We start from the raw sequence: 25,722 nt of genomic DNA, 5'->3' as shown, positions 1-25,722 counted from the left end.
GGGGGTCACGTGGCGATGTCGAGCTCGGACCGCAAACGCCTCTGGGGACGCTCAGGCAATATGTGCGCATTCCCCGAATGCCCCCGCCGTCTAACTGCCGACGTGCAGGAATATGTCAACGACTCTGGGGCGATAGAAGGCGTAACACTCGGCGAGGAAGCTCACATTGTCGCCGAGTCCGATAATGGACCACGAGCTATTCCCAACATGCCACAGACGGAGCGGGACGCATACGCGAACAGGATTCTCCTCTGCGAAGAGCATCATAAGGTAATCGATAGCTCCAATGGCCGTTATTTTCCCGTAGAGGTCCTCATGGAGATGAAGAGGGAGCATGAGGAACACGTCGCTCAAAGCCTGGGAGAAAAATCCGGGAAGAGAGAGGAGGCAACCGAGCGCGCGGCTAGATTTTTGGGCGAGTGGGAACGCCGCGTCGAGCTAGAAAACTGGGACGACTGGACATCCTCGCTCCTTTCACCTTTGCCAGAAATCGAAAAAGAGCGATTTGACCGGTTCGCCAGCACGGCGCTTTGGCTGCGCTCCCGGGGTTGGCCCACCTCTCATTTCCCGAGGGTTCGCCGCGGTGTATCAATCTTCACCAAAATCTGGAGCGACCTGATACAAGTGATTGACCGCGAGTTCGCGTATCACAGAAACCTGAGAGAGCGATTCTGTCTACGCGAAAAACATAAGGAGATCGACTGGGACGAGAAGCTATACGAGAAGTACGGGGGTGAGTACGACTTCAACTGCGACTTGATTCATGAGCTCGTATTCCACCTCACGGCAGCCGCCAACCTCATGTGCGACTACATCCGCGAAGAACTTGATGCAGGATACCGGTTTGACGAAGGAAATCTGATGATCACAAGGGGGCCAAACGAGATGCTCCGATACGAGCATTTCAGCCCCACTTACGACGCAGAGCAGCGAGCACTTGAAGAGCCATACCCAGGATTGGATAGCGTCAAGGAAGGCGCGTCAAGGTCATCCGGCCATAGACCCCTTTGACGCGACCATCCAACCGACTGAACAACCATGACTCCGTTCACCTACGCCCCCTTGGGTCACGTTTAGGCGGTCAGTCGAACCGATGGACCGGGCCGGGAGCCATCCGTTCGGACATCGCCCCGTGCCCCAGGGCACGCCCAGGGCACAAGCCCCCAGAAGATCACGGAAAACCGCGACAACCACCGAGAGTAGTTTTCGCAGGTCACGGCATCATTTGCCGAGTCCGTACAGGTCAGAGGATCATGGGGGAAGTTCGTGAACTACCGCTGAGGTCGTCCGCCCGATGCGCCGGCGGCCGGACGTGGTGTCCGAATTCCGCCAGCGCCACGCGGCCGGGGGTCGCAGACTCGATGTCGTACGCAAGGAAGGGAAGGTGCGATGACTGTCTACGCGACCCTCGAAAGCCCTCTGGGTGAGCTGCTGCTGGTCGGGGAGGAGTCCGCGACCGCGCCGGGCGGGACCGCGCTGGTCTCGCTCTCCGTGCCGGGGCAGAAGGGCGGTGCCGTCGTGCGGGACGGGTGGCGGCACGCTCCCGAAGCCTTCGACGGGATCGCCGCGCAGCTGCGGGCGTACTTCGCCGGCGAGCTGACCCGGTTCGACATCGAATACGCCGCCGGCGCCTCCGGTACCGATTTCCAGCGCCAGGTCTGGGCCGAGCTGGACGCGATCGAGTACGGGACGACGGTCTCGTACGGTGAGATCGCCCGGCGGCTCGGCGCCTCCTCCGTGCTGGTGCGGGCGGTGGGCACCGCGATCGGGCGGAATCCGCTGCTCGTGGTGCGGCCCTGCCACCGCGTGATCGGCTCCGACGGCTCCCTCAAGGGGTACGCCGGCGGCCTGGAGCGCAAGCAGACGTTGCTGGGGCTCGAAGGCGCCCCGGCGTCATGAGCGAGGGGCTGTTCCGGCTGCCTCGGCCCGAGCGGGTCGAGGTCGCGCCGGGTGCGGTCCACGTGCCGGGCTGGCTCTCGGTCGAGCGGCAGCGGGAGCTGGTCGCCGCCTGCCGGGAGTGGGCCCGGGGGCCCGTGCCGATCCGCCGCACCGAGCTGCCGGGCGGCGGGGTCATGTCGGTGCGGACGGTGTGTGTCGGGTGGCACTGGCAGCCCTACCGGTACACCCGGGTCGCCCATGACGTGAACGGGCTCCCGGTGGCCCAATTCCCGGACTGGCTCGGTGAGTTGGGGCGGGCCGCGGTGGCTGCCGCGTACGGGGACGCGGGCGCGGGCGCGCGCTACTCGCCCGACACCGCGCTCATCAACTTCTACGACGACACCGCCAGGATGGGGCTGCACCAGGACAAGGACGAGAAGTCCGACGCGCCTGTCGTCTCGCTCAGCATCGGGGACAGCTGCGTCTTCCGGTTCGGCAACACCGAGCACCGGGGGCGGCCCTACACCGATGTGGAGCTCGTGTCCGGCGATCTGTTCGTCTTCGGCGGTGCGTCCCGGTTCGCCTATCACGGGGTGCCCAAAGTGCTGCCGGGAACGGGCGAGCCGGCCACGGGCATGGCTCGTGGCCGGCTCAACATCACCCTGCGCGACACCGGGCTCGGCGGCTGACCGCCTTGCCGCGGTGGCCGGTTGGTCAGCGGCCGCGTGAATTGCCGAACAGGATGCGGTAGATGATCAGCAGCACCAGCGAGCCGCCGATCGCCGCCACCCAAGTGGCGCCGTCGTAGAAGTGGTTGGTGATCGGGCGGTCCAGCCAGCGGGCCGATATCCAGCCGCCGACGAACGCTCCCGCGATGCCGATGAGGGTCGTGCCGATCAGACCGCCCGGGTCGCGGCCGGGGAGCAGGACCTTGGCGATCACCCCGGCGAGCAGTCCGAGAACGATCCAGCTGACGATGCCCATTCCGGGAACCTGCCTTTCGTACGCGCTGCACGGGGCATCTGCCGTATTGCGTAACCCCGCAACCATTCGGTCGTCGGGGAAGACGCCGTCGCGGCGCGCAAGGTTGCGGCTCTCGTCAGGGTGCGTCGCAGGCCACAGCGGCCACCCCGGTGGCCTGCGGCCGGCCGCAGGCCCGCTCGCCCCTCAGCGCGCGGCGAACGGCTCGTCCGTGCGGACGATCTCCTTGCCCAGGGGCAGCAGCGACACCGGGAGCAGCTTGAAGTTGGCGATGCCCAGCGGGATGCCGATGATCGTGACGCACAGCGCGATACCGGTGACGATGTGGCCGAGCGCCAGCCACCAGCCGGCGAGCACCAGCCACAGGACGTTGCCGACGCACGAGGGCGCGCCCGCGCCCTGCCGGTCGACGACCGTGTAGCCGAACGGCCAGAGGGCGTACATGCCGATGCGGAACGCCGCTATGCCGAACGGGATGCCGATGATGGTGACGCACAGCAGCACGCCCGCCAGCAGGTAGCCGAGGAACATCCAGAAGCCGCACAGGATCAGCCAGATGATGTTCAGGATTGTCTTCACGGGCGGCGACCTGCCATCTGTTCGAGTCGGGTGATGCGTTCCGCCATCGGCGGGTGGGTCGAGAACAGTTTGGACACTCCCTGACCGGGGCGGAAGGGGTTGGCGATCATCATGTGGCTGGCCGTCTCGATGCGCGGCTCGGGCGGCAGCGGCAGCTGCTGGGTGCCGGCTTCGAGCTTGCGCAGCGCGCTGGCCAGGGCCAGCGGATCGCCGGTGAGCTGGGCGCCGGACGCGTCCGCCTCGTACTCGCGGGAGCGGCTGATCGCGAGCTGGATGACCGAGGCCGCGAGCGGGCCCAGGAGCATGACCAGGAGCATGCCGAAGATGCCGGGGCCCTCGTCGTCGCTGGAGCGGCCGACGGGGATCAGCCACGCGATGTTGACCAGGAACATGATCACCGAGGCGAGCGCGCCGGCGACCGACGAGATCAGGATGTCCCGGTTGTAGACGTGGCTCAGCTCGTGCCCGATCACGCCCCGCAGCTCCCGCTCGTCGAGGATCTGCATGATCCCCTCCGTGCAGCACACGGCCGCGTTGCGCGGGTTGCGGCCCGTCGCGAAGGCGTTGGGGGCCTGCGTCGGCGAGATGTACAGACGGGGCATGGGCTGGCGGGCCTGCGTCGAGAGCTCGCGGACCATCCGGTAGAGCGCCGGGGCCTCGAATTCGCTGACCGGGCGCGCCCGCATGGCGCGCAGCGCCAGCTTGTCGCTGTTCCAGTACGCGTAGGCGTTGGTGCCCAGCGCCACCAGAACCGCGACGATCAGCCCGGTACGGCCGAAGAAGCCTCCGATGACGATGATGATCGCGGACAGTCCTCCGAGGAGGACGGCGGTCCTCAGCCCGTTGTGCCGGCGGTGCACGGTACGCCCTCCAAGTGGTGCGGTGGGGAGCCATCGCTGGTGGTCCTTCCACTGTCCAGTGGACCCTCCCGTACTGGTCAACGCCAGGCGGGGGACGCGGGTTCCCTTGTGCGCGCTGGAGGGCGCGTTACGCCGTACGGGGCGGGCTCAGCGCTGCGCGGACAGCCCGGCCATCTCCAGGGCCGTCTCGTCGGGCTCGATCTCGCTGGTGCAGTACGAGCAGCGGCTGGCGATGCCGGGAATCTGCGAGTAGCAGCGCGGGCAGTCGCGCATCGCGGCCTTGATGTCCACCGGCTTGTCCTTGTCCCGCCGGTCGAAGCGCGCCTGCACCTTCATCATGGGCACGACGACCAGGAAGTAGAGCACCGCGGCGGTGATCACGAAGGCGATCGCCGCGCCGACGAACTTTCCGTAGGGGAACGTCACGCCCTCGGCGGTGAAGGTCGCCGTGCTGAAGTCGCCGGTCGAGCGGGTCGCCAGGCCGATCAGCGGGGTGATGAACGCGGTGCTGAAGCCCGTGACCACCGCGGTGAAGGCCGATCCGACGGCCAGACCGACCGCCATCGTGACTATGTTCCCGCGCAGGATGAAGTCCTTGAACCCGCTCAGCACCGCTCTGCTCCCTGATGTGTCTCGTCTGGTTCCGCGCCGTCGTACGCGCGTACGCGCCCGGATGTGCGCGTACGACAGTGCCTTCTCCAGGGCGTGCGCACCAAACCGCGCCCTCGCTCCAGGCTTGCCAAGACGCGGCGGCGGGCGCAAGAGGGCACGGGTCCTCCGACGCGCCCCGCGCGCGCCCATGGGCGGGCGGGCGTCCTCAGAAGAGGGTCACCGAGGCGAAGTGCAGGGCGAGTTGGGGCAGGCCCGACAGGACGACGCCTGCGGTCGCGGTGAGCGCGATCGCGACCGCGAGGGGGGCCGGGACGCGGGAGCGTACGGGCCGCGCGGCGGGCCCGGCAGTCTCGGCGGGGTCGGAGGGGTCGGAGGGGGCCCCCGCCGTTCTGGACGGCTCGTCGCCGGTCTCCGGCGAGCGGAACAGGATCGCGGTCCAGCGCAGGTAGTAGTAGAGGGCGACGACGACGTTGACGGCCATGACGACCGCCAGCCAGCCGAGCCCCGCGTCCACGGCCGCCGAGAACACGGTGACCTTGGCGAACAGGCCGATGATGCCCGGCGGAAGACCGGCCAGGCACAGCAGGAAGAAGGCGAGCGCCAGCGCGGCCAGGGGGCGCTCGGCGTACAGGCCCCGGTAGTCGGTGAGGCGGTTCAGCGGCTTGCCGCGGGCGACCAGGGCGGCGACCGCGAAGGCGCCCAGGTTCACGACGGCGTACATCAGGGCGTACGCGACGGTGGCGCCGACCTTGTCGTCGCCGGAGTACGCGGCGGCCGCGATCGGCACCAGGAGGTAGCCCGCCTGGCCGACCGAGGACCAGGCGAGCAGGCGCACCGCGCTGTGGGCGCGCGTCGCGGACTGGCGCACGGCGGCCGCGTTGCCGATGGTCATGGTCAGCGCGGCGAGCACCGCGAGGGCCGGGCCCCACACGTCCGCGTACGCCGGGAAGGCGACGACGGTCACCAGGATGAGCCCGGAGAAGCCGACCGCCTTGCCGACGACGGAGAGGTAGGCGGCGACGGGCAGCGGCGCGCCCACATAGGTGTCGGGCACCCAGAAGTGGAAGGGCGCGGCGGCCGTCTTGAAGGCGAAGCCGACCAGGGTCAGCACGACCCCGGTCTCGGCGACCGTGCCCAACTGCCCCGGGACGTCCGCGAGCTTGGTGGCGAGCTCCGTGAGGTGCAGGGTGCCGGTCGCCGCGTACACGAAGCTGACGCCGAGCAGCATCACGGCGGTGGCGGTGACCGACGACAGGAAGAACTTCAGGGCCGCCTCGGAGGACAGCCGGTCGCCGCGCTTGAGGCCGACCAGCGCGAAGGCGGGCAGCGAGGCGACTTCCAGGGCGACGATCAGGGTGGCGAGGTCGCGGGCGGCGGGCAGCAGGGCCGCGCCGGCCGCCGAGGACAGCAGCAGGAACCAGAACTCGCCCGCCGGGAGCTTCTCCTCGGTGTCCTTGACCGAGAGCAGCGCGGTCAGCAGGGCGCCGCCGAGGACCAGCGCCTGGATGACGAAGGCGAACTGGTCGACGGTGTAGCTGCACGCGTCCGGGTTCGCGGTCAGGCAGAACGTCGAGCGGCTGCCGGTGCGCAGCGGAACCAGGGCGGCCAGCGCCGCGACGAGGCCCGCGATCGTGATCCAGCCGAGCAGCGGCTTGCGCGCGGGCGGCAGGAACAGGTCGGCGAGCAGCACGACCAGGGCGACCGCGGCGGCGATCAGGGGCGGTGCGATCGCGACCCAGTCGACGGACTGGACCAGGCTCGCGGTGCCGGCCGCCGCGGTGGTGACGTCGGGGGTCACGACTTGCCTCCTGCGAGGAGCTTCTGGACGGCCGGGTCGGTCAGGCCGAGGAGGACCGCGGGCCAGAGCCCGGCGAGGACGGTGAGCGCGACGAGCGGGCTCCAGGCGGCGAACTCGTAGCCCTGGATGTCCGCGAGCTGCGGGCCTTCGGTGGGCTTGCCGCCCATGCAGACCCGGCGCACGACGACCAGCAGGTACGCGGCCGTGAGCAGGGTGCCGAGGGCGGCGATCGCCACGAAGGTGAGGAACGCGGGGCGGCTGAGGCCGGCCGCCGGGTCGAACGCGCCGAACATCGCGAGCATCTCGCCCCAGAACCCGGCGAGTCCGGGCAGCCCGAGGGAGGCGACGGCCGCGAAGGCGAGGAGCCCGCCCAGGCGCGGCGCCCTGCCGTAGAGGGCGGCTCCGGTGGCGCCGGCCAGGGTGTCGAGGTCAGCGGTGCCGTAGCGGTCCTTGAGGGCGCCGACCAGGAAGAACAGCAGGCCCGTGATGAGGCCGTGGGCGATGTTGGCGAACAGCGCGCCGTTCACGCCGGTGGGGGTCATCGAGGCGATGCCGAGCAGCACGAAGCCCATGTGGCCGACGGAGGAGTACGCGATGAGCCGCTTCAGGTCGCCCTTGTTGCCCTGCTTGGCGAGCGCGAGGCAGGCCAGCGAGCCGTAGATGATCCCGGCGACGGCGAAGGCGGCCAGGTAGGGCGCGAAGGTGTGCATGCCGTGCGGGGCGATCGGCAGCACGATGCGTACGAACCCGTACGTGCCCATCTTCAGCAGGACGCCGGCCAGCAGCACCGAGCCGACGGTCGGGGCGGCGGTGTGGGCGTCCGGGAGCCAGCTGTGCAGGGGGAACATCGGGGTCTTGACCGCGAGCCCGATCCCGATCGCCAGAACGGCGATGACCTGCACGGACGTGGTCAGTCCCCGGCCGTTGTCAGTGGCGAGTGCCACCATGTCGAAGGTGCCCGCCTTGAGCCCGATCAGGAGCAGGCCGAGCAGCATGACGACCGAGCCGAGCAGCGTGTAGAGGATGAACTTCCAGGCGGCGGCGGTCCGCTCGGCCCCGCCCCAGCGGGCGATGAGGAAGTACATCGGGATGAGGACCATCTCGAACGCGAGGAAGAACAGCACGAGATCGAGGACGGCGAAGGTGGCGAGGGTGCCGGACTCCAGGACGAGCAGGAGCGCGACGAACGCCTTCGGGCCCGGGCCCGAAGGCATCTTGAAGTAGCTGTACAGCGCGCAGAGGAAGGTCAGCAGCGCGGTCAGGACGAGGAGGGGGAGCGAGATGCCGTCGACGCCGAGGTGGAGGTGGACGTTCAACGCCGGGATCCACTGGATGTCCGTCGTGGCCTGCATCTTCGACGGGTGGCCGTGGTCGAAGCCGAGGGCGAGGACGATCGCGGCGAGCAGGATCACGCCGGTCACGGTCACGCCGTGGCGGAGCACGGCCTGGTCGGGGCTCTTGCCCCTGAGCCCGGGCGGGGCGGGGAGCAGGGCGGCCACGGCGCCGATGAGGGGGACGACGACGATGAACGCCAGAAGGAACTGCATCACGGACTCGCTGATATCGATCACGGCTCAGGACCCCGCGGTGACGTTGGCAAGGACGACCACGGCGGCCGCCAGGACGAGTGAGCCGGCCAGCAGCGCGCTGAGGTAGCTCTGCACATTGCCGTTCTGCGCCCGGCGCACGGCCCGGCCGAGCCACCGCGGCCCGGCGCTCGCAGCGCGTACGTACGTCTCGACGACCTCCCGGTCCAGGAAGCGGACCAGGCCGGCCGCGGCCAGGACGGGGCGGACGAACAGGGCGGAGTACACGGCGTCCAGGTGGAAGCCGGTGGCCGCGTGGCGGTGCAGCGGGCCCAGCAGGAGCCGGCCGGGGTCGGCCGGGTCGGGCGCGGAGGCGATGGAGCCGTAGACCTCGGCGTGGCTGGCGATGGCCTCCTCCTCGACCAGCCCGCCGTCGCCCTCGGGGTGGGCGGCGACGGCGCCCATCGGGGTGCGCGCGGCCAGGGCCGAGGTGTGGCGCCAGGCCGCGTAGGTGACCAGGCCGCCGACCAGGGCGACGCCCGTGGACAGGACGGCGGTGGTGACGGCCGGGGTGAGCGCGCGCCCGTCGAACCAGTCGCCGAGGTGGCCGGCGGTGAGACCGAAGCCGATGGAGGGGATGGCGAGCACCCACAGGACGGCGTTCATGACGAAGGGCTGACGGCCGTGGTCCGGGGCCTCCGCTCCCCTGCCGCGGAAGGCGAGCAGCCACAGCCGGGTCGCGTACGCGGCGGTCAGGAGGGCGGTGAGGAGCCCGGCGATCAGCACGGTCCAGCCGGCGCCGGACGGGGCGACCTGGCTCTCGCCGAGCGCGGTGTGCTCGGCGGCGGACAGGACGGCCTCCTTGGAGAAGAAGCCGGCGAAGGGCGGGATGGCGGCGAGCGCGAGCAGGGCGACGGTCATCGTCCAGTACGCGTCGGGGATGCGCTTGGCGAGGCCGCCCATGCGGGACATGGCGGTCAGGGAGTTGGTGCCGGCCGCGTGGATGACCACGCCGGCCGCGAGGAAGAGCAGCGCCTTGAAGGCGCCGTGCGACAGGAGGTGGAAGACGGCGGCCCCGCGGTCCCCGACGGCCAGGGCGCCCGAGAGATAACCGAGCTGGCCGATGGTCGAGTAGGCGAGAACGCGCTTGATGTCGTCCTGGGCGAGCGCGGCCAGACCGGACCCGACCATGGTGATCGCGGCCATCACGGCGAGCACGGTCAGGGCGGCGGCGGACGCGGCGAAGACGGGGAGCAGCCGGGCCACGAAGTAGATGCCGGCGGCGACCATCGTCGCGGCGTGGATCAGCGCGGAGACCGGGGTCGGGCCGGCCATCGCGTCCGGCAGCCAGGTGTGCAGCGGGAACTGGGCGGACTTGCCGGCCACGCCCGCGAGCAGCAGCAGGGCGACGAGGGTGGGGTGGCCGATGCCGCCGGTGAGGGCGGCCTGGACGACGCCGGTGATCCGGAACGTGCCGGCGTCGGTGGCGAGGGCGAACAGACCGATGAGGAAGGGGACGTCGCCGAGCTTGGTGACCAGGAAGGCCTTCAGCGAGGCGGCCCGCGCCTCGGGGGTCTCCCAGTAGTGGCCGACCAGGAAGTACGAGCAGATGCCCATGATCTCCCAGCCGACCAGGAGCACCATCAGGTCGCCGGAGTAGACGACCAGCAGCATCGCGGAGGTGAAGAGGGAGACGAGCGCGGCGTACGAGGTGTAGCGCGGGTCGTCGCGCAGATAGCCCGTCGAGTAGAGCTGGACGCAGGTGGCGACCAGGCCGACCAGGACGGCGACGAGGACCGCGAACCCGTCCAGGTGGAGGGCGAGTTCGATCGGCACCGAGCCGGTCGGGGTGAGCCGGGTGGCCGCGTCGATCGCCCTGCCGCCGCCCTGGTCGACGGCGACGACGACGGCGAGGACGAACGCGGCGAATGTCGGGAGCACGGCGAGCGGCCGGACGAAGCCGGGCGCGCGGCGGCCGAGCAGCAGGCCGGCCGCGGCGCCGAGGAACGGGAGGAGCGGAACGAGGACGGCGAGGGTCGTGGTGGTCACGCGGCGGCCTCAGCCTTCTGTGCCGGGGCGGCGGGGTCTTCGGGACCTTCGGGGTCGGCCGGGTCCTGGCCGTGGCCCTCGGCGGTGTCGCGGAGCCGGTCGATGTCGGAGCTGCCGCGGTTGCGGTACACGGCGAGCACGATCGCGAGGCCGATGCCGATCTCGGCGGCGGCGATGGCGATGGTGAACAGCGTGAGCGCCTGGCCGCCGTGGAGGGTGTCGCGCAGCCAGACGTCGAAGGCGACCAGGTTGAGGTTGACCGCGTTGAGCATCAGCTCTACGGACATCAGGACCAGGATCGCGTTGCGCCGCGCGAGCACACCGTAGAGACCGGTGCAGAACAGGAGGACGGCGAGCACGGCGGGATAGGCGAGGTGCATCAGCGCGACTCCGTCTCACGTGCGGCGGCGGCGGAGGGCTCACCGGGGGCGACAGCGGCCGAGGCTTCACCGGCGGTGTCACCGGGGGCACTCTTGCGGGACAGCACGATCGCGCCGACGAGGGCGGCAAGGAGCAGTACGGACAGCGCCTCGAAGGGCAGCACCCAGTGCCGGAAGAGGATCTCTCCGGACACCTTGGTGGAGCCCTGGGCCGGTCCGTCCAGGTCGATCCAGCTGGTGCGGAAGGCGTCCACGACGACCCAGACCAGGGTCCCGGCGGCGGCGACGGCCACGGTCAGGGCCACCCAGCGGTTGCCTGAATCGGCGTCCGGGGAGCGGCCGATGGGGGCCTTGGTGAGCATCAGACCGAACAGGAGGAGCACCACGATCGAACCGACGTAGATGAGGACCTGAACCCAGGCGATGAACTCCGCAGTGAGCAGCAGGTATTCGACGGCCAGGCCGCCGAGCGCCACGACCAGCCACAGGGCGGCGTGCACCAGCTGGCGGGTCGTGACGGTCATGACGGCCGCGCCGAGGGTGGCGATGCCGACCAGGAGGAAGGCGATCTCCACACCGCTCGGCGACAGGAAGCCCTGCGGCGCGGTGAGGGCCGCCTGGGCGAGGGTCGCGCTCATGCCTGGCCTCCCTCGGGGCCGGTGTTCGGGGTGGGGTCGGTGCGGTCCGCGGGGTGGTCCGTGGACGCGGGACCCGCAGCCCCGGCGGACCCGGCTGCCTCCGCGGACCCGGCTGCCTCCGCGGACCCGGCTGCCTCCGCGGACCCGGCTGCCTCCGCGGACGCGGCGGCCTGCGCGGCCTGCTCAGTCGCGGCTGCCTCCGCCGCTTGCGCTGCCTCCGCTGCCTGCGCGGCGGCCAGCTTGTCGGCGGCCTTGCGGGCGGCGGCGACCTCCTTCGGCTCCTCGGCGCCGGGGTCGAGCGCGGGCGGGGCCGGCACCGTCCACATCCACTCGCGCAGCTTGTCGCGCTCGTGGGTGAGCTCGTGGATGTCGGTCTCCGCGTACTCGAACTCCGGCGACCAGAACAGCGCGTCGAAGGGGCACACCTCGATGCAGATGCCGCAGTACATGCAGAGCGAGAAGTCGATGGCGAACCGGTCGAGGACATTGCGGCTGCGTTCGCGGCCGCCCTCCACGGCGGCGGGCACCGTCTCCTTGTGGGAGTCGATGTAGATGCACCAGTCGGGGCACTCGCGGGCACACAGCATGCAGACCGTGCAGTTCTCCTCGAACAGGCCGATCACGCCCCGGCTGCGGGGCGGAAGTTCGGGCTGGACGTCGGGGTACTGCGCGGTGACGGTCTTCTTCGTCATCGTGCGGAGCGTCACGGCGAGGCCCTTGGCGAGGCCGGAACCGGGGATCGGAGACATCAGCTGATCGCCACCTTCACGATGCCGGTGAGCGCGATCTGCGCGAGCGCGAGCGGGATGAGCGTGGTCCAGGCGAGCTTCTGCAGCTGGTCCTCGCGGAGGCGGGGGTAGCTGACCCGGAGCCAGATCACGACGAAGGCGAGCACGGCCGTCTTGAGCAGGGTCCAGACCCAGCCGAGACCGTCCGCGCCCCACGGGCCGTGCCAGCCGCCCAGGAACAGGACGGTGGTCAGGCCGCACAGGACGACGATGCCGGCGTACTCGGCGAGCAGGAACAGCGCGAAGCGCAGGCCCGTGTACTCGGTGTACGCACCGAAGATGATCTCGGAGTCGGCGACGGGCATGTCGAACGGCGGCCGTTGGAGTTCGGCCAGGCCCGCGACGAAGAAGACCAGGGCGCCGACGATCTGCCAGGGCAGCCACCACCAGTGGAAGGCGTTGAGGATGCCGGGCAGCGAGACCGTGCCGGCCGCCATCGCCACGGAGGCGGCGGCGAGCAGCATCGGCAGTTCGTACGCGAGCAGCTGCGCCGCGGTGCGGAGTCCGCCGAGCAGGGAGAACTTGTTGGCCGATGCCCAGCCCGCCATCAGCGAGCCGAGTACGCCCACGCCCATCACGGCGAGCACGAAGAAGATGCCCGCGTCGACGACCTGGCCGACCGCGCCCTCGCTCGGGCCGATCGGCACGGCGACGAGGACGAGGAGATAGGGCAACAGGGCGACGGCGGGGGCAAGTTGGAAGATGCGCCGGTCGGCGGCCGCCGGGACGACGTCCTCCTTCTGGGCGAACTTCACGCCGTCCGCGACGAGTTGGGCCCAGCCGTGGAAGCCGCCCGCGTACATGGGGCCGAGCCGCCCCTGCATGTGCGCCATCACCTTGTGCTCGGTCTGCCCGACGACGAGGGGGAGGACCAGGAACACGACGAAGACGACGACAAGCCGGACGGCGACGTCGAGTGCGTCATTCACGCGGGTCGCCTCCGGCGGGGTCGGTGGGTTCGGCGGGGCCAGTGGGTTCGGCCGGGTCGGTGGGTTCCGGCTCTTCGGTAACGGGGGCCGGGGCGGGCTTCGCGTCCGGCTCCTCCTCGTCGAAGGCGGGTTTCGGGCTGTGCCAGGGGGCGTCCGAGCTGCGCGTACGGGGCGGAGCGGCGCGCCGCTCCGCCGTGTCCCCGCCCTGCTGCGAGGCGGAGCCTTGGCTCGCACTCCGACTCCGCCGGGGGCGTACGGCCGGAACTTCCGGAGCCCCGGGGGCGGGCGGAGCCTCCGGGCCTCCGGGGCCGGCCGGCCTCCCCTGCTCCTCGGGGACCTCCGTGGCAGCCGGGGTCCCCGGAGTGGCCGGGGCCGCCGGGGCTTCCGGGGCAGCCGGCGCCTCCGGGGCCGCCTGCGACGCCGAACCCTCGCTCGCCGTGCGGGTGCGCCTGGGGCGTACCGCCGGGGCTTCCGTCGCGGCCGGAGCCTCCGCGCCCTCCGAGCCCGCCGGGGTCGCCGGGGTCGCCGGGGTCGCCGGGGTCGCCGGGGTCGCCGGGGTCCCCGTACCGGTCGCGTCGGCCGGGGTGGCCGCCTGCGACGCCGAGCCCTCGGACACGCTTCGGGCGCGCCGCACCGGGCGGTCGCCGGCCGCGCGCGCGGGGCGCTCGGCTCCGGCCGCCCCCGCCGCACGCGGGGTGCGGGCCGGGCGGGCCGGGGCCGGGGGCAACTGGCCCTTGAGGGGGCCCCATTCGTTCGGGTCGGGAACGCCGGGCGGGAGCATCTGGCGGCGCTTGGGCCCGCCGTGCGCCGCACCCGCCGCGGGCTCCCCCGGCTCCTTCGCGCCGGGCCACGCCTTGGCGACGCGGGCCGCGAGGACGAAGTCCTTGCGCAGCGGGTGGCCCTCGAAGTTCTCGGGCAGGAGCAGCGGGACCAGGTGGGGGTGGTCCGTGAAGTCCACGCCGAACATCTCGTGGGTCTCGCGCTCGTGCCAGGCCGCGCCCGCGTAGACGTCGATGGCGGAGGCCAGCACCGGCGCCGAGTGCGGCACGGTCGTGCGCACGAGCAGGCGCCGCACCCGGCCCTCGCCGAGCGAGACGACGTGCGCGCAGATCCGGAAGCCGGAGCCGGGCTCGTCGACCGCGCTCAGCCAGTCGAAGTAGGTGCACCCCAGCTTGTCGCGGGCGATTTCGAGCGCGGCGATCCAGGAGCCGGCCGGCACGTCGACGGTGAGCAGCCCGTAGGCCTCCTCCGCCGTGGCCTCCGCGCCGAAGATCTCGGTGACGCCGTCGGGCAGGGTGTCGTACGCGGTCACGCCCGGTCCTCCCCCGGGGTCGGCGGGGCGGCGACGAGCCCGCTGGTCAGCTGGGCGGGGGTGGCCGCGTTCGCGTACCGCTCGCCGAGCGATTCGCGGGCGATCTTCTCCTGGAGCTTGAGGATGCCCTGGAGCAGCGCCTCGGGCCGGGGCGGGCAGCCGGGCACGTACACGTCGACCGGGATGATCTGGTCCACGCCCTTGGTCACCGAGTACGAATCCCAGTACGGGCCGCCGCAGTTGGAGCAGGCGCCGAAGGAGATGACGTACTTGGGCTCGGGCATCTGCTCGTAGAGCCGCTTGACCGCGGGCGCCATCTTGTCCGTCACCGTGCCGGAGACGATCATGAGGTCGGCCTGGCGCGGTCCGGGCGCGAAGGGGATCACGCCGAGCCGGATGAAGTCGTGGCGGGCCATGGAGGCCGCGATGAACTCGATGGCGCAGCAGGCGAGGCCGAAGTTGAAGACCCAGAGGCTGTAGCGGCGGCCCCAGTTGAGGACCACCTTCATCGGCTCGGGGGCCAGGCGCGAGAGCACGCCCAGCTTCTTCGGTTCGGGCAGCAGCACGGGCTGCGACGCGGGTCCGGGAGTCGTCACGTCCATTCCAGGACGCCCTTCTTCCATGCGTAGAGCAGTCCCACGGCCAGGAAGCCGAGGAAGATGAACATCTCGACGAGGGTGGTCGCGCCGTAGCCGGGGGCCGCGAAGACGGTCGCCCAGGGGAAGAGGAAGATCGAGTCCACGGCGAAGATCACGTACAGGAAGGCGTAGACGTAGTAGCGCACCTGGGTGTGGGCCCAGCCCTCGCCCACCGGGTCGACGCCGCACTCGTAGGTGAGGAGCTTCTCCGGCGTCGGCACCACGGGCCGCAGCAGCCGCCCGGCCCCGAAGGCCACGGCGACGAACAGCACGCCGACCACGGCCAGCAGGCCCACGACCGCATAGCTGTGGAAGTAGTCGGCAGCCAACACCGGCATCTGGCGCACGGTCGGTTCCGGCACGTCGCGCCCCTCGCTCCCTGGCCTCGATGATCTCGTCGCGCCCTGTTCGACGCTGTGTACGGACGGGAGTCTAGGCCCTGCTAAGGGGGCCCTTCGCAGGCGCGTCTCACGGCTTGGGCCGCCGGGGTGGGGTTTTCCCCCGTACAAGGAGGGTGCGGCACCCCATGGCGCCGCCGATCTCCGCCCGGCAGGCTTGGCACCATGACCAGGACCCTCCGCGAGCAGCAGCGGTACGCAGCAGAACAGCCGGGCGCGGCCGCCGACGACGAGAAGGCCGCTCCGCCCGCCGTGCGGTTCGCCTACGAGCGGCACACCTGGAAGGAGGTCGCGCATCTCCTCGCCGACTTCCCGATGGCCCTGATCGGCTTCGTCTACGTGGTCGTGATGGTCGCGCTCGGGCTCGGGCTCTCCGTCACCGTGATCGGTCTTCCGCTGCTCGCGGTGGGGCTGCTCGGCGCACGTCAGCTCGGCAAGGCCGAACGGGCGCGGGCGCGGGCCCTGTTGGGGGTGCACGTCGAGGAGCCCACCCCGATCCCGGCGCGTCCGAGCAGGCACGGCGGCTTCTTCCCCTGGCTGTGGACGAGCCTGCGCGACCCGGTGGCCTGGCGCAATGTGCTGTACGAGTTCGTGCGGCTGCCCTGGGGGATCCTGACCTTCGTGGTGACGCTGGTCTCGCTGTTCGTGGCGTGGCCGCTGCTCGGCTTCATCGCGCGGGGGCTCACCAACGCGGACCGGATGATGGTGCGCGCCCTGCTCTCCCCTTCGGACAGCCTGGAGCGGCGGATCGCGGAGCTGGAGTCCGACCGGGGCGTGGTCGTCGACACGGCGGCGGCGGACCTGCGCCGGATCGAGCGCGATCTGCACGACGGGGCGCAGGCCCGCCTGGTGGCTCTCGCCATGGGCCTCGGCCTCGCCAAGGAGAAGCTCCTCGAAGACCCGGACACGGCGGCCGCGATGGTCGACGAGGCACACGGCGAGGTGAAGCTGGCCCTCCAGGAGCTGCGCGACCTGGCCCGCGGCATCCACCCCGCGGTCCTCACCGACCGCGGGCTCGACGCCGCTCTCTCCGCCATCGCGACGCGCTGCACGGTACCGGTGAAGGTCGCCGTCGACCTGCCCGGACGGCCCGCGCCCGCCATCGAGGGCATCGCGTACTTCACGGTCTCCGAGCTCCTCCAGAACGTCAGCAAGCACAGCCGGGCGCGGGCCGCGTCGGTCGAGGTGTGGCGCAGCGCGGACCGGCTGCTCATCCAGGTCGAGGACGACGGGGTGGGCGGTGCCCGGCTCGACGGCGGCTCCGGCATGGCGGGTCTGGCCGAGCGGCTCGGCGCGGTGGACGGCCTGTTCGTCCTCGATTCGCCGGCCGGCGGCCCGACGGTCGTGACGGCCGAGCTGCCGTGGCGCGACCGGGGTCCGCAGGACTGACCGGGGCCGACAGGACCGACCAGGGGCGACGGGACCGACCGGGACCCGCCGGACCGACCCGGGGCAGCGGGACCGACCGGGACCCGCCGGACCGACCGGGACCCGCCGGACCGACCCGGGGCAGCGGGACCAAACCGAGGCCCGCAGGACCGATCGGGCCCCGTGAGGGCCCTCGGGAGTGCCCCGGGGTAGGGAAAACCCCCGGTCGAAGAGGGTGACCGGCTCCATGGCCGGGGGCGCCCGCGCAGGACAGGCTGGAGGTCACAGGGGGCGGCGCGCAGTCGGCGTCCACGCGGCACACGGAATGGACGGACGGACCGATGACCATGGACACCGAGTACGGGTACGGCGTGGCGCGCTCCCCCGAGCGGCGGCGACACCTCCTTCCGGCGGTGCTGCGGGCGCCGTTCGAGGGCCGCACCTTCCGCGAGTTCGGTTATCTGCTGCTGAGCCTGCCGATCAGCATCGTGCTGTTCTGCTGGGCCGTGCCCATGGTGTCGGCGAGTGCCGGGCTCCTGGTCACCTTCATCGGCATTCCGCTGATGGCGGTGGCCCTGATGGGCTGCCGGGGGCTCGGCGTGCTGGAGCGGGCCCGGGCGCGGGCGCTGCTCGGGGTCGAGATCGACGAGCCGCGGCCGGTGCGCTCGCGCGGCGGCCTCATGTCGTGGATCGGCGGCGTCCTCAAGAGCGGGGTTTCCTGGCGCCACCTGATCTACTCGGTGCTCCACTTCCCCTGGGCGGTCTTCGCCTTCTGCACGGCGCTGCCGCTCTGGCTGACCGGCTGGGCGCTGTTCAGCTACCCGCTGTGGCGCTGGGTGTTCCCCATGTACGCCGGCCAGGCCGGCCTCCAGCTCTACGGCGACGACCACCACAACGTGTACTTGGACACGCCGTTCGAGATCGCCCTGACCGCGGCCGCGGGCCTGTTGATCACGCTGGCCGTGCCGTGGCTGATCCGCGGTCTCACGGCGGTGGACCGGGTGATGGCCGTCGGGCTGCTCGGCCCCTCGCGTCTGGAGGAGCGGGTCACCGAGCTGGAGTCGGACCGCGGCGTGGTCGTGGACACCTCGGCCGCCGATCTGCGCCGGATCGAGCGCGATCTGCACGACGGGGCGCAGGCCCGCCTGGTCGCCCTCGCCATGGACCTCGGCCTCGCCAAGGAGAAGCTGGCCGAGGACCCGCAGACGGCGGCCCGCATGGTCGACGAGGCGCACGGCGAGGTGAAGGTCGCCCTCCAGGAGCTGCGCGACCTGGCCCGCGGCATCCACCCCGCGGTCCTCACCGACCGGGGCCTGGACGCCGCCCTCTCCGCCGTCGCGTCCCGCTGCACGGTTCCGGTCCGGGTCGAGGTGGATCTGCCGGGCCGACCGGTTCCGGCCATTGAGGGCATCGCGTACTTCACCGTCTGCGAACTCCTCCAGAACGTCAGCAAGCACAGCGGCGCGAGCCGGGCCACGGTGGACGTCTGGCAGGCCGGCGAGCGTCTGATGCTCCAGGTCGTCGACAACGGACGCGGGGGCGCGGACGCCTCGGCGGGTTCCGGCCTGGCGGGCCTCGCCGATCGGCTCGACGCGGTGGACGGCATCCTCGCCGTGGACTCCCCGCCCGGCGGCCCGACGACCATCACCGCCGAACTGCCTTGGCGCTCCTAGGAGTTGAGCCGCGGTCCGGGCGCGCCGCCGGCCCCGCACCGGGCGTACCCCGCGCCTCGAACGGCACGGTGACACCCCGTACCACCCCCCGGCCCGTAAACCTCGGGTCGGGGGGTTTTTGCCTGGCGGGCGCGGTTTCGCGGCCGGATGCTGAGATGCTGGACGGCACAACGCCACGGCTTGCGCAGAGCTGTGGGGCGCGCGCCCGACGGGCGCGGGCCTGGGGAGCCGACAGAGCACGGGGGCTGTGGAGTCGTGGAGGACAGGGTGCGGGTGGTCATCGCCGAGGACTCGGTACTGCTTCGGGAGGGCCTGACCCGCCTGCTGACCGACCGGGGGCACGACGTCGTCGCGGGCGTGGGCGACGGGGTGGCGCTGGTCAAGACCGTGGGAGAGCTCGCCGACCAGGGCGCGCTGCCCGATGTCGTGGTGGCGGACGTACGGATGCCGCCGACCCACACCGACGAGGGCGTGCGCGCGGCGGTCCAGCTGCGCGCGCTGTACCCGGACATCGGCGTCCTGGTGCTGAGCCAGTACGTCGAGGAGCAGTACGCGACCGAGCTGCTCGCCGGGTCGAGCCGGGGCGTCGGCTATCTCCTGAAGGACCGGGTGGCCGAGGTCAGGGAGTTCGTCGAGGCCGTGGTGCGGGTCGCCCGGGGCGGTACCGCCCTGGACCCCGAGGTCGTGGCGCAGCTCCTGGGGCGCAGCCGCAAGCAGGACGTCCTGGCCCATCTGACGCCGCGCGAGCGGGAGGTCCTAGGACTCATGGCCGAGGGCCGGACGAACTCGGCGATCGCCAAGCAACTGGTGGTCAGCGACGGCGCGGTCGAGAAGCACGTCAGCAACATCTTCCTGAAGCTGGGCCTCTCGCCGAGTGACGGGGATCACCGCCGCGTTCTCGCGGTCCTGACCTATATCAATTCATGACCGGGTGTCACCCTGTCGGGGATCGGGCGGGCCGCCGGCGCCGGAATCCGGTCGCCGGGCCAAGCTGACACGCCGCCCGCGGGCTTCCGCCACGGCGGGACCTACAACCAAAGAAGGATGACCGGGCGTTCCAGCAGAAGGGCCGGGGGGCGAATAATTCGTGGCAATTCAGGGCAATAAGGCGTCTCAAAAGAGCGTCCAACATATGAGCGGTCCAGGGAAGGCGACCCTTACCGACGTAGGGTGGGCCTTGGCGCTACCGGTCGGCCGGATGCGCCCGAGCAGCCCGCCCGAGGGAGGTCCAGTTCAGTGACCAGCCAGGTCAGTAGCCCAGCCGAGCAGGCAGACGGAGCCGATGGGGCCGTCGTCGGGGAGCAGCGCAAGCCAGCCGGCGAGAAGGAAGTCCGGCGACTCGACCGGGTCATCATCCGCTTCGCGGGTGACTCGGGTGACGGTATGCAGCTCACCGGTGACCGGTTCACCTCGGAGACGGCGTCGTTCGGAAACGACTTGTCGACGCTGCCGAACTTCCCGGCCGAGATCCGGGCACCTGCCGGAACGCTTCCCGGTGTGTCGAGTTTCCAGCTGCATTTCGCCGATCACGACATCCTGACCCCGGGTGACGCGCCGAACGTGCTGGTCGCGATGAATCCGGCGGCGTTGAAGGCCAACCTGGCGGACGTGCCGCGGGGCGCCGAGATCATCGTCAACACGGACGAGTTCGCGAAGCGGGCGATGGCGAAGGTCGGCTACGACACCTCGCCCCTTGAGGACGGCTCGCTGTCCGCGTACAACGTGCACCCGGTGCCGTTGACGACGCTGACGATCGAGGCGCTCAAGGAGTTCGGGCTCTCCCGCAAGGAGGCCGAGCGGTCGAAGAACATGTTCGCGCTCGGTCTGCTGTCGTGGATGTACCACCGGCCGACCGAGGGCACCGAGAAGTTCCTGCGCTCGAAGTTCGCGAAGAAGCCCGCGATCGCCGAGGCCAACGTGGCGGCGTTCCGCGCGGGCTGGAACTTCGGCGAGACGACCGAGGACTTCGCCGTCTCCTACGAGGTCGCCCCCGCGACCCAGGCCTTCCCGGCCGGCACCTACCGCAACATCTCGGGGAACCTGGCCCTGTCCTACGGCCTGATCGCGGCGGCCCAACAGGCCGATCTGCCGCTGTACTTGGGCTCGTACCCGATCACTCCGGCCTCCGACATCCTGCACGAGCTGTCCCGGCACAAGAACTTCGGCGTGCGCACCTTCCAGGCCGAGGACGAGATCGCCGGAATCGGCGCGGCGCTCGGCGCGGCCTTCGGCGGCTCCCTCGCGGTGACGACGACGTCGGGTCCGGGCGTGGCCCTGAAGTCCGAGGCGATCGGTCTCGCGGTCTCGCTCGAACTTCCGCTCCTCGTCGTGGACATCCAGCGCGGCGGGCCCTCGACGGGTCTGCCGACCAAGACCGAACAGGCCGACCTGCTCCAGGCGATGTACGGGCGCAACGGCGAGGCCCCGGTGCCGGTGGTCGCGCCGAAGACCCCGGCGGACTGCTTCGATGCGGCCCTGGACGCGGCGCGGATCGCCCTGACCTACCGCACCCCGGTCTTCCTGCTCTCCGACGGCTACCTCGCCAACGGCTCCGAGCCGTGGCGGGTGCCGGAGCTCGACGAACTCCCGGACCTGCGGGTCCGGTTCGCGAGCGGGCCGAACCACACGCTGGCCGACGGCACCGAGGTGTTCTGGCCCTACAAGCGCGACCCCCAGACCCTGGCCCGCCCGTGGGCGGTACCGGGCACGCCGGGCCTTGAGCACCGGATCGGCGGCATCGAGAAGCAGGACGGCACGGGCAACATCTCCTACGACCCGGCCAACCACGACTTCATGGTCCGCACCCGCCAGGCCAAGATCGACGGCGTCGAGGTCCCCGATCTGACCGTGGACGACCCCGACGGCGCCCGCACCCTGGTGCTCGGCTGGGGCTCCACGTACGGCCCCATCACCGCGGCCGTGCGCCGGCTGCGGGCGGCCGGCGAGCCGATCGCGCAGGCCCACCTGCGCCACCTCAACCCGTTCCCGAAGAACCTCGGCGACCTCCTGGCCCGCTACGACAAGGTCGTCGTGCCGGAGATGAACCTCGGCCAGCTCGCCACCCTGATCCGCGCCAAGTACCTGGTCGACGCGCACTCCTACAACCAGGTCAACGGCATGCCGTTCAAGGCCGAGCAGCTCGCCACCGCTCTCAAGGAGGCCATCCATGCCTGACGCTCACGCCAACGAGCTGCTGCAACTGGTCCCCAAGGCCGAGGCGAAGCAGTCGATGAAGGACTTCAAGTCGGACCAGGAGGTCCGCTGGTGCCCGGGCTGCGGCGACTACGCGGTCCTGGCCGCCGTGCAGGGCTTCATGCCCGAGCTCGGCCTGGCCAAGGAGAACATCGTCTTCGTCTCCGGCATCGGCTGCTCCTCCCGCTTCCCGTACTACATGAACACCTACGGGATGCACTCCATCCACGGCCGCGCCCCGGCCATCGCGACCGGACTCGCCTCCTCACGGCGGGACTTGAGCGTCTGGGTGGTCACCGGTGACGGCGACGCCCTGTCCATCGGCGGCAACCACCTGATCCACGCGCTGCGCCGCAACGTCAACTTGAAGATCCTGCTGTTCAACAACCGGATCTACGGTCTGACCAAGGGCCAGTACTCGCCGACCTCCGAGGTCGGAAAGATCACCAAGTCGACGCCGATGGGGTCCCTGGACGCGCCGTTCAACCCGGTCTCCCTCGCGATCGGCGCCGAGGCCTCCTTCGTGGCCCGCACCGTCGACTCCGACCGCAAGCACCTCACCGAGGTGCTGCGCCAGGCGGCCGAGCACCCGGGCACCGCGCTGGTGGAGATCTACCAGAACTGCAACATCTTCAACGACGGCGCCTTCGAGGTCCTCAAGGACAAGGACCAGGCCGAGGAAGCCGTCATCCGGCTCGAACACGGACAGCAGATCCGCTTCGGCGCGGACCGGGCCAAGGGCGTCGTCCGTGACCCGGCCACCGGCGACCTCGCGGTCGTCCCGGTCACGCCGGAGAACGAGGCCGACATCCTCGTCCACGACGCCCACCAGGCCTCGCCGACCACGGCGTTCGCGCTGTCGCGCCTCGCCGACCCGGACACCCTGCACCACACCCCGATCGGGGTGTTCCGCTCGGTCGACCGGCCGGTCTACGACACCCTCATGTCCGACCAGCTCGACACCGCCATCGAGCAGAACGGCAAGGGCGACCTCGGCTCCCTGCTCGCCGGCAAGGACACCTGGACCGTCGTCGGCTGATCCGGAGCGATGACGAAGCCGGGTGCCCGGCCGCGAGTCCCCACGGACCCCGGCCGGGCACCCGGCTTCGTCGCGCCTAGGCTCCGGCCGACTCCCGGGCCGCGTCGTAGGCGGCCCGCGCCCGCTGCACGTCGTCCATCCGGACGCCGGTCCAGCGCGCCAGCGCCCGCACCTGCTCGGCGGCCTCGCGACCGAGCGGGGTGATCGAGTAGTCGACGCGGGGCGGAATCACGGGCTTGGCGTCCCGGTGCACGAAGCCGTCGCGCTCCAGCGTCTGAAGCGTCTGGGCCAGCATCTTCTCGCTGACGGTACTGAGCTTGCCGATCTCCCGGCGCAGCTCGCTGAACCGGTACGAGCGGTCGAGCAGCGCGTCCAGGACCAGGACGCCCCAGCGGCTGGTGACGTGCTCCAGCACCAGCCGGTGCGGGCACATGGCCTCGCGCGCCGCCTCCCGCCGCCCACGCTCCCCGGCGGCATCCACGGCAGCACCTCCGACGACTCTCCGTCCACTTACTCCCATACCAGTACCTTACTTCAAAGTGTGTACTTTCCGATGGTTAGCGCTATCCGTAGGCTGGAACCCACCTACGCATGAGGAGCCACACCATGAGCATCGTTGTCACCGGAGCCACCGGATCCCTCGGCCGTCTCGTCATGGAGGACCTGCTCACGCGGGTACCGGCGAGCGAGATCGTCGCCGTCGTACGCGACAAGGAGAAGGCGGCCGGCATCGCCGCCCGCGGCGTGGAGCTCCGCGTCGCCGACTACAGCGAGCCCGCCACCCTGGCCGGAGCCTTCGGGGCCGGCGACCGGGTGCTGCTGATCTCCGGCAGCGAGGTCGGCCGGCGCGTTCCGCAGCACACCGCGGTGATCGAGGCGGCGCAGGCCGCGGGCGTCGCCCAGCTCGCCTACACCGGCATCCTCGGCGGCCCCGACGCCGACTTCGCGCTCGCCGACGAGCACAAGGTGACCGAGCGGCTGATCCTCGAATCGGGCCTGCCGTACACGTTCCTGCGCAACGGCTGGTACACCGAGAACTACACGGCCAACCTTGCGCCGGTCCTCGCGCACCGCGCCGTCGTCTCCAACGCGGGCGAGGGCCGGGTGGCCTCGGCGGCCCGCGCCGACTACGCGGCGGCCGCCGCCGTGGTGCTGACCGGCGAGGGCCACCTGGGCCGGGCGTACGAGCTGAGCGGCGATGTGGCGTGGTCGTTCGCCGAGTACGCGGCCGAGGTCGCGGCCGCCACCGGCGAACCGGTCGCCTACAACGCGGTCACCCCCGAGGCCCACCTTGCCATCCTGACCGGCGCGGGGCTGCCCGCCGCGTTCGCGGAGCTCCTGGTGGACGTCGACCTCGCCATCGAGCGGGGCCGCCTGGCCGCCACCCCGGGCGACCTCGCCCGCCTGATCGGCCGCCCGACCACCCCGCTGGGGACGACGGTCCGGGCCGCACTCGCCGCGTAGGGCAGGCCGTCAGGACCGTATGGCGATACGGGCATGACACCGCGGTCTCTTCGGCGCTACCTTCTGCCTGGAATCGAGCGCGCGGGAGGACCAGTGGCCAAGGATTCGGCGGGACCGGTGGGACCGGCAGGGCCAGGGGGACCAGGGGGACCAGTGGGGCCGGCGGGACAACAGCGGGCCGGACTGCTGTACGGAATCGGCGCGTACGGCATGTGGGGGCTCGTCCCCCTGTTCTGGCCACTGCTCAAGCCGGCGGACGCGATGGAGATCCTGGCCCATCGCATGGTGTGGTCCCTCGGCCTGGTCGCCGTCGTGCTCCTGCTGATGCGCCGCTGGGCCTGGATCGGCGAGCTGGTGCGCCGGCCCCGCAAGCTCGGCCTGATAGCCGTCGCCGCGACGGTGATCACGGTCAACTGGGGCGTCTACATCTGGTCGGTGAACTCCGGCCATGTGGTGGAGGCGTCCCTCGGCTACTTCATCAACCCACTCGTGACCATCGCGATGGGCGTGCTGATCCTGAAGGAACGGCTCCGGCGCGCCCAGTGGGTCGCGGTGGGCGTGGGTGCGGCGGCGGTCGTCGTCCTGACCGTGGGCTACGGGCAGCCGCTGTGGATCTCGCTGACCCTGGCGTTCTCGTTCGCGACGTACGGCCTGGTCAAGAAGCAGGTGAACCTCGGCGGTCTGGAGTCCCTGGCCGCCGAGACCGCCGTGCAGTTCCTGCCCGCGCTCGGCTATCTGCTGTGGCTCGGCGGGCAGGGGCGGGCCACGTTCGCCACCGGCGGCGCGGGGCACGCGGTGCTGCTGGCCGCGACGGGCGTCGTGACCGCCATCCCCCTGATCTGCTTCGGCGGGGCCGCGATCCGGGTGCCGCTCTCGACGCTGGGGCTGCTCCAGTACCTGGCGCCGGTCTTCCAGTTCCTGCTCGGCATCGCCTACTTCCACGAGGCGATGCCGCCGGAGCGCTGGGCGGGCTTCGCGCTGGTGTGGCTGGCCCTCACCACGCTGACCTGGGACGCCCTCCGCACGGCCCGCGCCACCCGCCGCGCCCTGTCCGAAGCCCTGGCCCACACCCCGCCGCTGGCCTCCGCGCCGCCCCAGCCGCAGGGTTCGTAGGGCCTTTTTTCCCTCCCCACCCCGCCCCTTCCCACAACCCTCCGGGGGCCCGTCACCTGCGAACCGTGCGCGGCTTGTCGCCCAGTTCCCTGGGCCCCCAACCCCCTTCCGGGTGCGGACCGTGGTCGCCTCTCGCGCAGTTCCCCGCGCCCCCAACCCCCCTTCCGGGTGCGGACCGTGGTCGCCTCTCGCGCCGTTTCCCGCGCCCCTAAAGGCCTCGGTGCTGGCCCGCATCGGGCACTTCAGCCCGTCCGGCTGACCGGTACGGACCGGTGGAGGCATCTCCAACCCGTCCGGCTGATCGATACGGGCCGGTATCGGGCACTTCAGCCCGTCCGGCGTTTGAGGACGAGCGCCCTTAAGGCGCGATACGGGGTCCGGGGCGGAGCCCCGAACCGGGGGTGCAGGGGGCTGCGCCCCCTGCGGGGGTCTGGGGGCGGAGCCCCCAGGGGCCGAAACCAACCGATCCCGGGCAACGGGCGGGCGGGTGGGCAAACCCCCCAGGGG

25 protein-coding genes are annotated in these 25,722 nt (G+C 71.2%); 10 read left to right on the top strand and 15 right to left on the bottom strand.

Features of this window, described 5'->3' with window-relative positions:
* Nucleotides 1-102 precede the first annotated feature (102 nt).
* The 3 genes from ACFYNP_RS19300 (at nucleotide 103) to ACFYNP_RS19290 (ending at nucleotide 2,567) form a co-directional block, all read left to right on the top strand.
* Nucleotides 103-1,011 carry a hypothetical protein gene (locus tag ACFYNP_RS19300; RefSeq protein WP_388786691.1) on the top strand — a complete coding sequence of 303 codons (909 nt, stop codon included), beginning with the start codon at nucleotides 103-105 and terminating at the stop codon, nucleotides 1,009-1,011.
* A 378-nt stretch (nucleotides 1,012-1,389) separates the two neighbouring features.
* Complete coding sequence (locus tag ACFYNP_RS19295) at nucleotides 1,390-1,899, top strand: methylated-DNA--[protein]-cysteine S-methyltransferase (RefSeq protein ID WP_388786688.1); 510 nt, start codon at nucleotides 1,390-1,392, stop codon at nucleotides 1,897-1,899.
* On the top strand, nucleotides 1,896-2,567 hold the full coding sequence (locus ACFYNP_RS19290) for an alpha-ketoglutarate-dependent dioxygenase AlkB family protein (RefSeq protein ID WP_388786685.1): 672 nt from the start codon (nucleotides 1,896-1,898) through the stop codon (nucleotides 2,565-2,567). The genes ACFYNP_RS19295 and ACFYNP_RS19290 overlap by 4 nt, the downstream gene beginning before the upstream one ends.
* 25 nt (nucleotides 2,568-2,592) lie before the next feature.
* Here the strand turns inward: ACFYNP_RS19290 and ACFYNP_RS19285 are convergent, their stop codons facing one another.
* The 14 genes from ACFYNP_RS19285 to ACFYNP_RS19220 form a co-directional block, all read right to left on the bottom strand.
* Nucleotides 2,593-2,862 carry a GlsB/YeaQ/YmgE family stress response membrane protein gene (locus tag ACFYNP_RS19285; protein ID WP_388405504.1) on the bottom strand — a complete coding sequence of 90 codons (270 nt, stop codon included), beginning with the start codon at nucleotides 2,860-2,862 and terminating at the stop codon, nucleotides 2,593-2,595.
* A gap of 183 nt (nucleotides 2,863-3,045) precedes the next feature.
* A complete protein-coding gene (locus ACFYNP_RS19280; RefSeq protein ID WP_388405501.1) occupies nucleotides 3,046-3,438 on the bottom strand; it encodes a YccF domain-containing protein in 393 nt (130 codons plus the stop codon).
* The gene (htpX, locus tag ACFYNP_RS19275) at nucleotides 3,435-4,298 is read right to left on the bottom strand and encodes a zinc metalloprotease HtpX (RefSeq protein ID WP_388405498.1); all 864 of its coding nucleotides are present in this window, start codon (nucleotides 4,296-4,298) and stop codon (nucleotides 3,435-3,437) included. Before htpX ends, ACFYNP_RS19280 begins: the two co-directional genes overlap by 4 nt.
* A gap of 147 nt (nucleotides 4,299-4,445) precedes the next feature.
* Nucleotides 4,446-4,910 (bottom strand): MscL family protein, encoded by a 465-nt coding sequence (locus tag ACFYNP_RS19270; protein ID WP_388405495.1) that lies wholly within the window; start codon nucleotides 4,908-4,910, stop codon nucleotides 4,446-4,448.
* 205 nt (nucleotides 4,911-5,115) lie between these two features.
* On the bottom strand, nucleotides 5,116-6,708 hold the full coding sequence (locus tag ACFYNP_RS19265) for an NADH-quinone oxidoreductase subunit N (protein ID WP_388786683.1): 1,593 nt from the start codon (nucleotides 6,706-6,708) through the stop codon (nucleotides 5,116-5,118).
* A complete protein-coding gene (locus ACFYNP_RS19260; protein WP_388405490.1) occupies nucleotides 6,705-8,279 on the bottom strand; it encodes a NuoM family protein in 1,575 nt (524 codons plus the stop codon). The genes ACFYNP_RS19265 and ACFYNP_RS19260 overlap by 4 nt, the downstream gene beginning before the upstream one ends.
* Before the next feature lie 3 nt (nucleotides 8,280-8,282).
* Complete coding sequence (locus ACFYNP_RS19255) at nucleotides 8,283-10,283, bottom strand: NADH-quinone oxidoreductase subunit L (protein WP_388786680.1); 2,001 nt, start codon at nucleotides 10,281-10,283, stop codon at nucleotides 8,283-8,285.
* Nucleotides 10,280-10,663 carry an NADH-quinone oxidoreductase subunit NuoK gene (gene nuoK / locus ACFYNP_RS19250; protein ID WP_388405486.1) on the bottom strand — a complete coding sequence of 128 codons (384 nt, stop codon included), beginning with the start codon at nucleotides 10,661-10,663 and terminating at the stop codon, nucleotides 10,280-10,282. The genes ACFYNP_RS19255 and nuoK overlap by 4 nt, the downstream gene beginning before the upstream one ends.
* A complete protein-coding gene (locus ACFYNP_RS19245; protein WP_388405483.1) occupies nucleotides 10,663-11,301 on the bottom strand; it encodes an NADH-quinone oxidoreductase subunit J in 639 nt (212 codons plus the stop codon). The genes nuoK and ACFYNP_RS19245 overlap by 1 nt, the downstream gene beginning before the upstream one ends.
* Entirely contained in the window at nucleotides 11,298-12,050 is a 753-nt protein-coding gene (locus tag ACFYNP_RS19240) for a NuoI/complex I 23 kDa subunit family protein (protein ID WP_388786677.1), read from the bottom strand. Before ACFYNP_RS19240 ends, ACFYNP_RS19245 begins: the two co-directional genes overlap by 4 nt.
* Complete coding sequence (locus ACFYNP_RS19235) at nucleotides 12,050-13,018, bottom strand: complex I subunit 1 family protein (RefSeq protein ID WP_100578064.1); 969 nt, start codon at nucleotides 13,016-13,018, stop codon at nucleotides 12,050-12,052. Before ACFYNP_RS19235 ends, ACFYNP_RS19240 begins: the two co-directional genes overlap by 1 nt.
* On the bottom strand, nucleotides 13,011-14,330 hold the full coding sequence (locus ACFYNP_RS19230) for an NADH-quinone oxidoreductase subunit C (RefSeq protein WP_388786674.1): 1,320 nt from the start codon (nucleotides 14,328-14,330) through the stop codon (nucleotides 13,011-13,013). Before ACFYNP_RS19230 ends, ACFYNP_RS19235 begins: the two co-directional genes overlap by 8 nt.
* Entirely contained in the window at nucleotides 14,327-14,932 is a 606-nt protein-coding gene (locus tag ACFYNP_RS19225; protein ID WP_161247389.1) for an NADH-quinone oxidoreductase subunit B, read from the bottom strand. The genes ACFYNP_RS19230 and ACFYNP_RS19225 overlap by 4 nt, the downstream gene beginning before the upstream one ends.
* Nucleotides 14,923-15,306, bottom strand: a complete 384-nt coding sequence (locus ACFYNP_RS19220; RefSeq protein ID WP_100578212.1) for an NADH-quinone oxidoreductase subunit A — start codon at nucleotides 15,304-15,306, stop codon at nucleotides 14,923-14,925. The genes ACFYNP_RS19225 and ACFYNP_RS19220 overlap by 10 nt, the downstream gene beginning before the upstream one ends.
* Before the next feature lie 225 nt (nucleotides 15,307-15,531).
* On the opposite strand from ACFYNP_RS19220, the gene ACFYNP_RS19215 reads away from it, so the two are divergent.
* From ACFYNP_RS19215 to ACFYNP_RS19195, 5 genes are all read left to right on the top strand, one after another.
* Nucleotides 15,532-16,755: a sensor histidine kinase gene (locus ACFYNP_RS19215; RefSeq protein ID WP_388405474.1), complete on the top strand. Its 1,224-nt coding sequence runs from the start codon at nucleotides 15,532-15,534 to the stop codon at nucleotides 16,753-16,755.
* 326 nt (nucleotides 16,756-17,081) lie between these two features.
* Entirely contained in the window at nucleotides 17,082-18,407 is a 1,326-nt protein-coding gene (locus ACFYNP_RS19210) for a sensor histidine kinase (RefSeq protein WP_388406946.1), read from the top strand.
* Between the two features lie 267 nt (nucleotides 18,408-18,674).
* Nucleotides 18,675-19,334 carry a LuxR C-terminal-related transcriptional regulator gene (locus tag ACFYNP_RS19205; protein ID WP_388406943.1) on the top strand — a complete coding sequence of 220 codons (660 nt, stop codon included), beginning with the start codon at nucleotides 18,675-18,677 and terminating at the stop codon, nucleotides 19,332-19,334.
* A 309-nt stretch (nucleotides 19,335-19,643) separates the two neighbouring features.
* The gene (locus tag ACFYNP_RS19200) at nucleotides 19,644-21,581 is read left to right on the top strand and encodes a 2-oxoacid:acceptor oxidoreductase subunit alpha (protein ID WP_388405472.1); all 1,938 of its coding nucleotides are present in this window, start codon (nucleotides 19,644-19,646) and stop codon (nucleotides 21,579-21,581) included.
* Nucleotides 21,574-22,638 (top strand): 2-oxoacid:ferredoxin oxidoreductase subunit beta, encoded by a 1,065-nt coding sequence (locus tag ACFYNP_RS19195; protein WP_388405469.1) that lies wholly within the window; start codon nucleotides 21,574-21,576, stop codon nucleotides 22,636-22,638. The genes ACFYNP_RS19200 and ACFYNP_RS19195 overlap by 8 nt, the downstream gene beginning before the upstream one ends.
* Before the next feature lie 76 nt (nucleotides 22,639-22,714).
* Here the strand turns inward: ACFYNP_RS19195 and ACFYNP_RS19190 are convergent, their stop codons facing one another.
* Nucleotides 22,715-23,071 carry a winged helix-turn-helix transcriptional regulator gene (locus tag ACFYNP_RS19190; protein ID WP_388787010.1) on the bottom strand — a complete coding sequence of 119 codons (357 nt, stop codon included), beginning with the start codon at nucleotides 23,069-23,071 and terminating at the stop codon, nucleotides 22,715-22,717.
* A 173-nt stretch (nucleotides 23,072-23,244) separates the two neighbouring features.
* Between ACFYNP_RS19190 and ACFYNP_RS19185 the strand changes: the two genes are divergently transcribed.
* Together ACFYNP_RS19185 and rarD are read left to right on the top strand one after the other, a co-directional pair.
* The gene (locus ACFYNP_RS19185; RefSeq protein ID WP_388786671.1) at nucleotides 23,245-24,102 is read left to right on the top strand and encodes an SDR family oxidoreductase; all 858 of its coding nucleotides are present in this window, start codon (nucleotides 23,245-23,247) and stop codon (nucleotides 24,100-24,102) included.
* 210 nt (nucleotides 24,103-24,312) lie between these two features.
* Nucleotides 24,313-25,215 carry an EamA family transporter RarD gene (rarD, locus tag ACFYNP_RS19180; protein WP_388787007.1) on the top strand — a complete coding sequence of 301 codons (903 nt, stop codon included), beginning with the start codon at nucleotides 24,313-24,315 and terminating at the stop codon, nucleotides 25,213-25,215.
* Nucleotides 25,216-25,722: the final 507 nt, after the last annotated feature.

The organism is Streptomyces sp. NPDC006691 (assembly GCF_042869955.1).
Taxonomy (GTDB): domain Bacteria; phylum Actinomycetota; class Actinomycetes; order Streptomycetales; family Streptomycetaceae; genus Streptomyces.
The sequence above is the reverse complement of the archived record's forward strand: the minus strand, read 5'-3'. Positions and strand labels throughout refer to the sequence as shown.

Excerpts from the sequence above, each read along its gene's own strand:
- ACFYNP_RS19295 (WP_388786688.1), top strand. The coding sequence starts at position 1,390 with ATGACTGTCTACGCGACCCTCGAAAGCCCTCTGGGTGAGCTGCTGCTG.
- ACFYNP_RS19290 (WP_388786685.1), top strand. The coding sequence starts at position 1,896 with ATGAGCGAGGGGCTGTTCCGGCTGCCTCGGCCCGAGCGGGTCGAGGTC.
- ACFYNP_RS19285 (WP_388405504.1), bottom strand. The coding sequence starts at position 2,862 with ATGGGCATCGTCAGCTGGATCGTTCTCGGACTGCTCGCCGGGGTGATC.
- nuoK (WP_388405486.1), bottom strand. The coding sequence starts at position 10,663 with ATGCACCTCGCCTATCCCGCCGTGCTCGCCGTCCTCCTGTTCTGCACC.
- ACFYNP_RS19245 (WP_388405483.1), bottom strand. The coding sequence starts at position 11,301 with ATGAGCGCGACCCTCGCCCAGGCGGCCCTCACCGCGCCGCAGGGCTTC.
- ACFYNP_RS19240 (WP_388786677.1), bottom strand. The coding sequence starts at position 12,050 with ATGTCTCCGATCCCCGGTTCCGGCCTCGCCAAGGGCCTCGCCGTGACG.
- ACFYNP_RS19225 (WP_161247389.1), bottom strand. The coding sequence starts at position 14,932 with ATGGACGTGACGACTCCCGGACCCGCGTCGCAGCCCGTGCTGCTGCCC.
- ACFYNP_RS19220 (WP_100578212.1), bottom strand. The coding sequence starts at position 15,306 with ATGCCGGTGTTGGCTGCCGACTACTTCCACAGCTATGCGGTCGTGGGC.
- ACFYNP_RS19215 (WP_388405474.1), top strand. The coding sequence starts at position 15,532 with ATGACCAGGACCCTCCGCGAGCAGCAGCGGTACGCAGCAGAACAGCCG.
- ACFYNP_RS19210 (WP_388406946.1), top strand. The coding sequence starts at position 17,082 with ATGGACACCGAGTACGGGTACGGCGTGGCGCGCTCCCCCGAGCGGCGG.
- ACFYNP_RS19195 (WP_388405469.1), top strand. The coding sequence starts at position 21,574 with ATGCCTGACGCTCACGCCAACGAGCTGCTGCAACTGGTCCCCAAGGCC.
- ACFYNP_RS19190 (WP_388787010.1), bottom strand. The coding sequence starts at position 23,071 with ATGTGCCCGCACCGGCTGGTGCTGGAGCACGTCACCAGCCGCTGGGGC.
- ACFYNP_RS19185 (WP_388786671.1), top strand. The coding sequence starts at position 23,245 with ATGAGCATCGTTGTCACCGGAGCCACCGGATCCCTCGGCCGTCTCGTC.
- rarD (WP_388787007.1), top strand. The coding sequence starts at position 24,313 with ATGTGGGGGCTCGTCCCCCTGTTCTGGCCACTGCTCAAGCCGGCGGAC.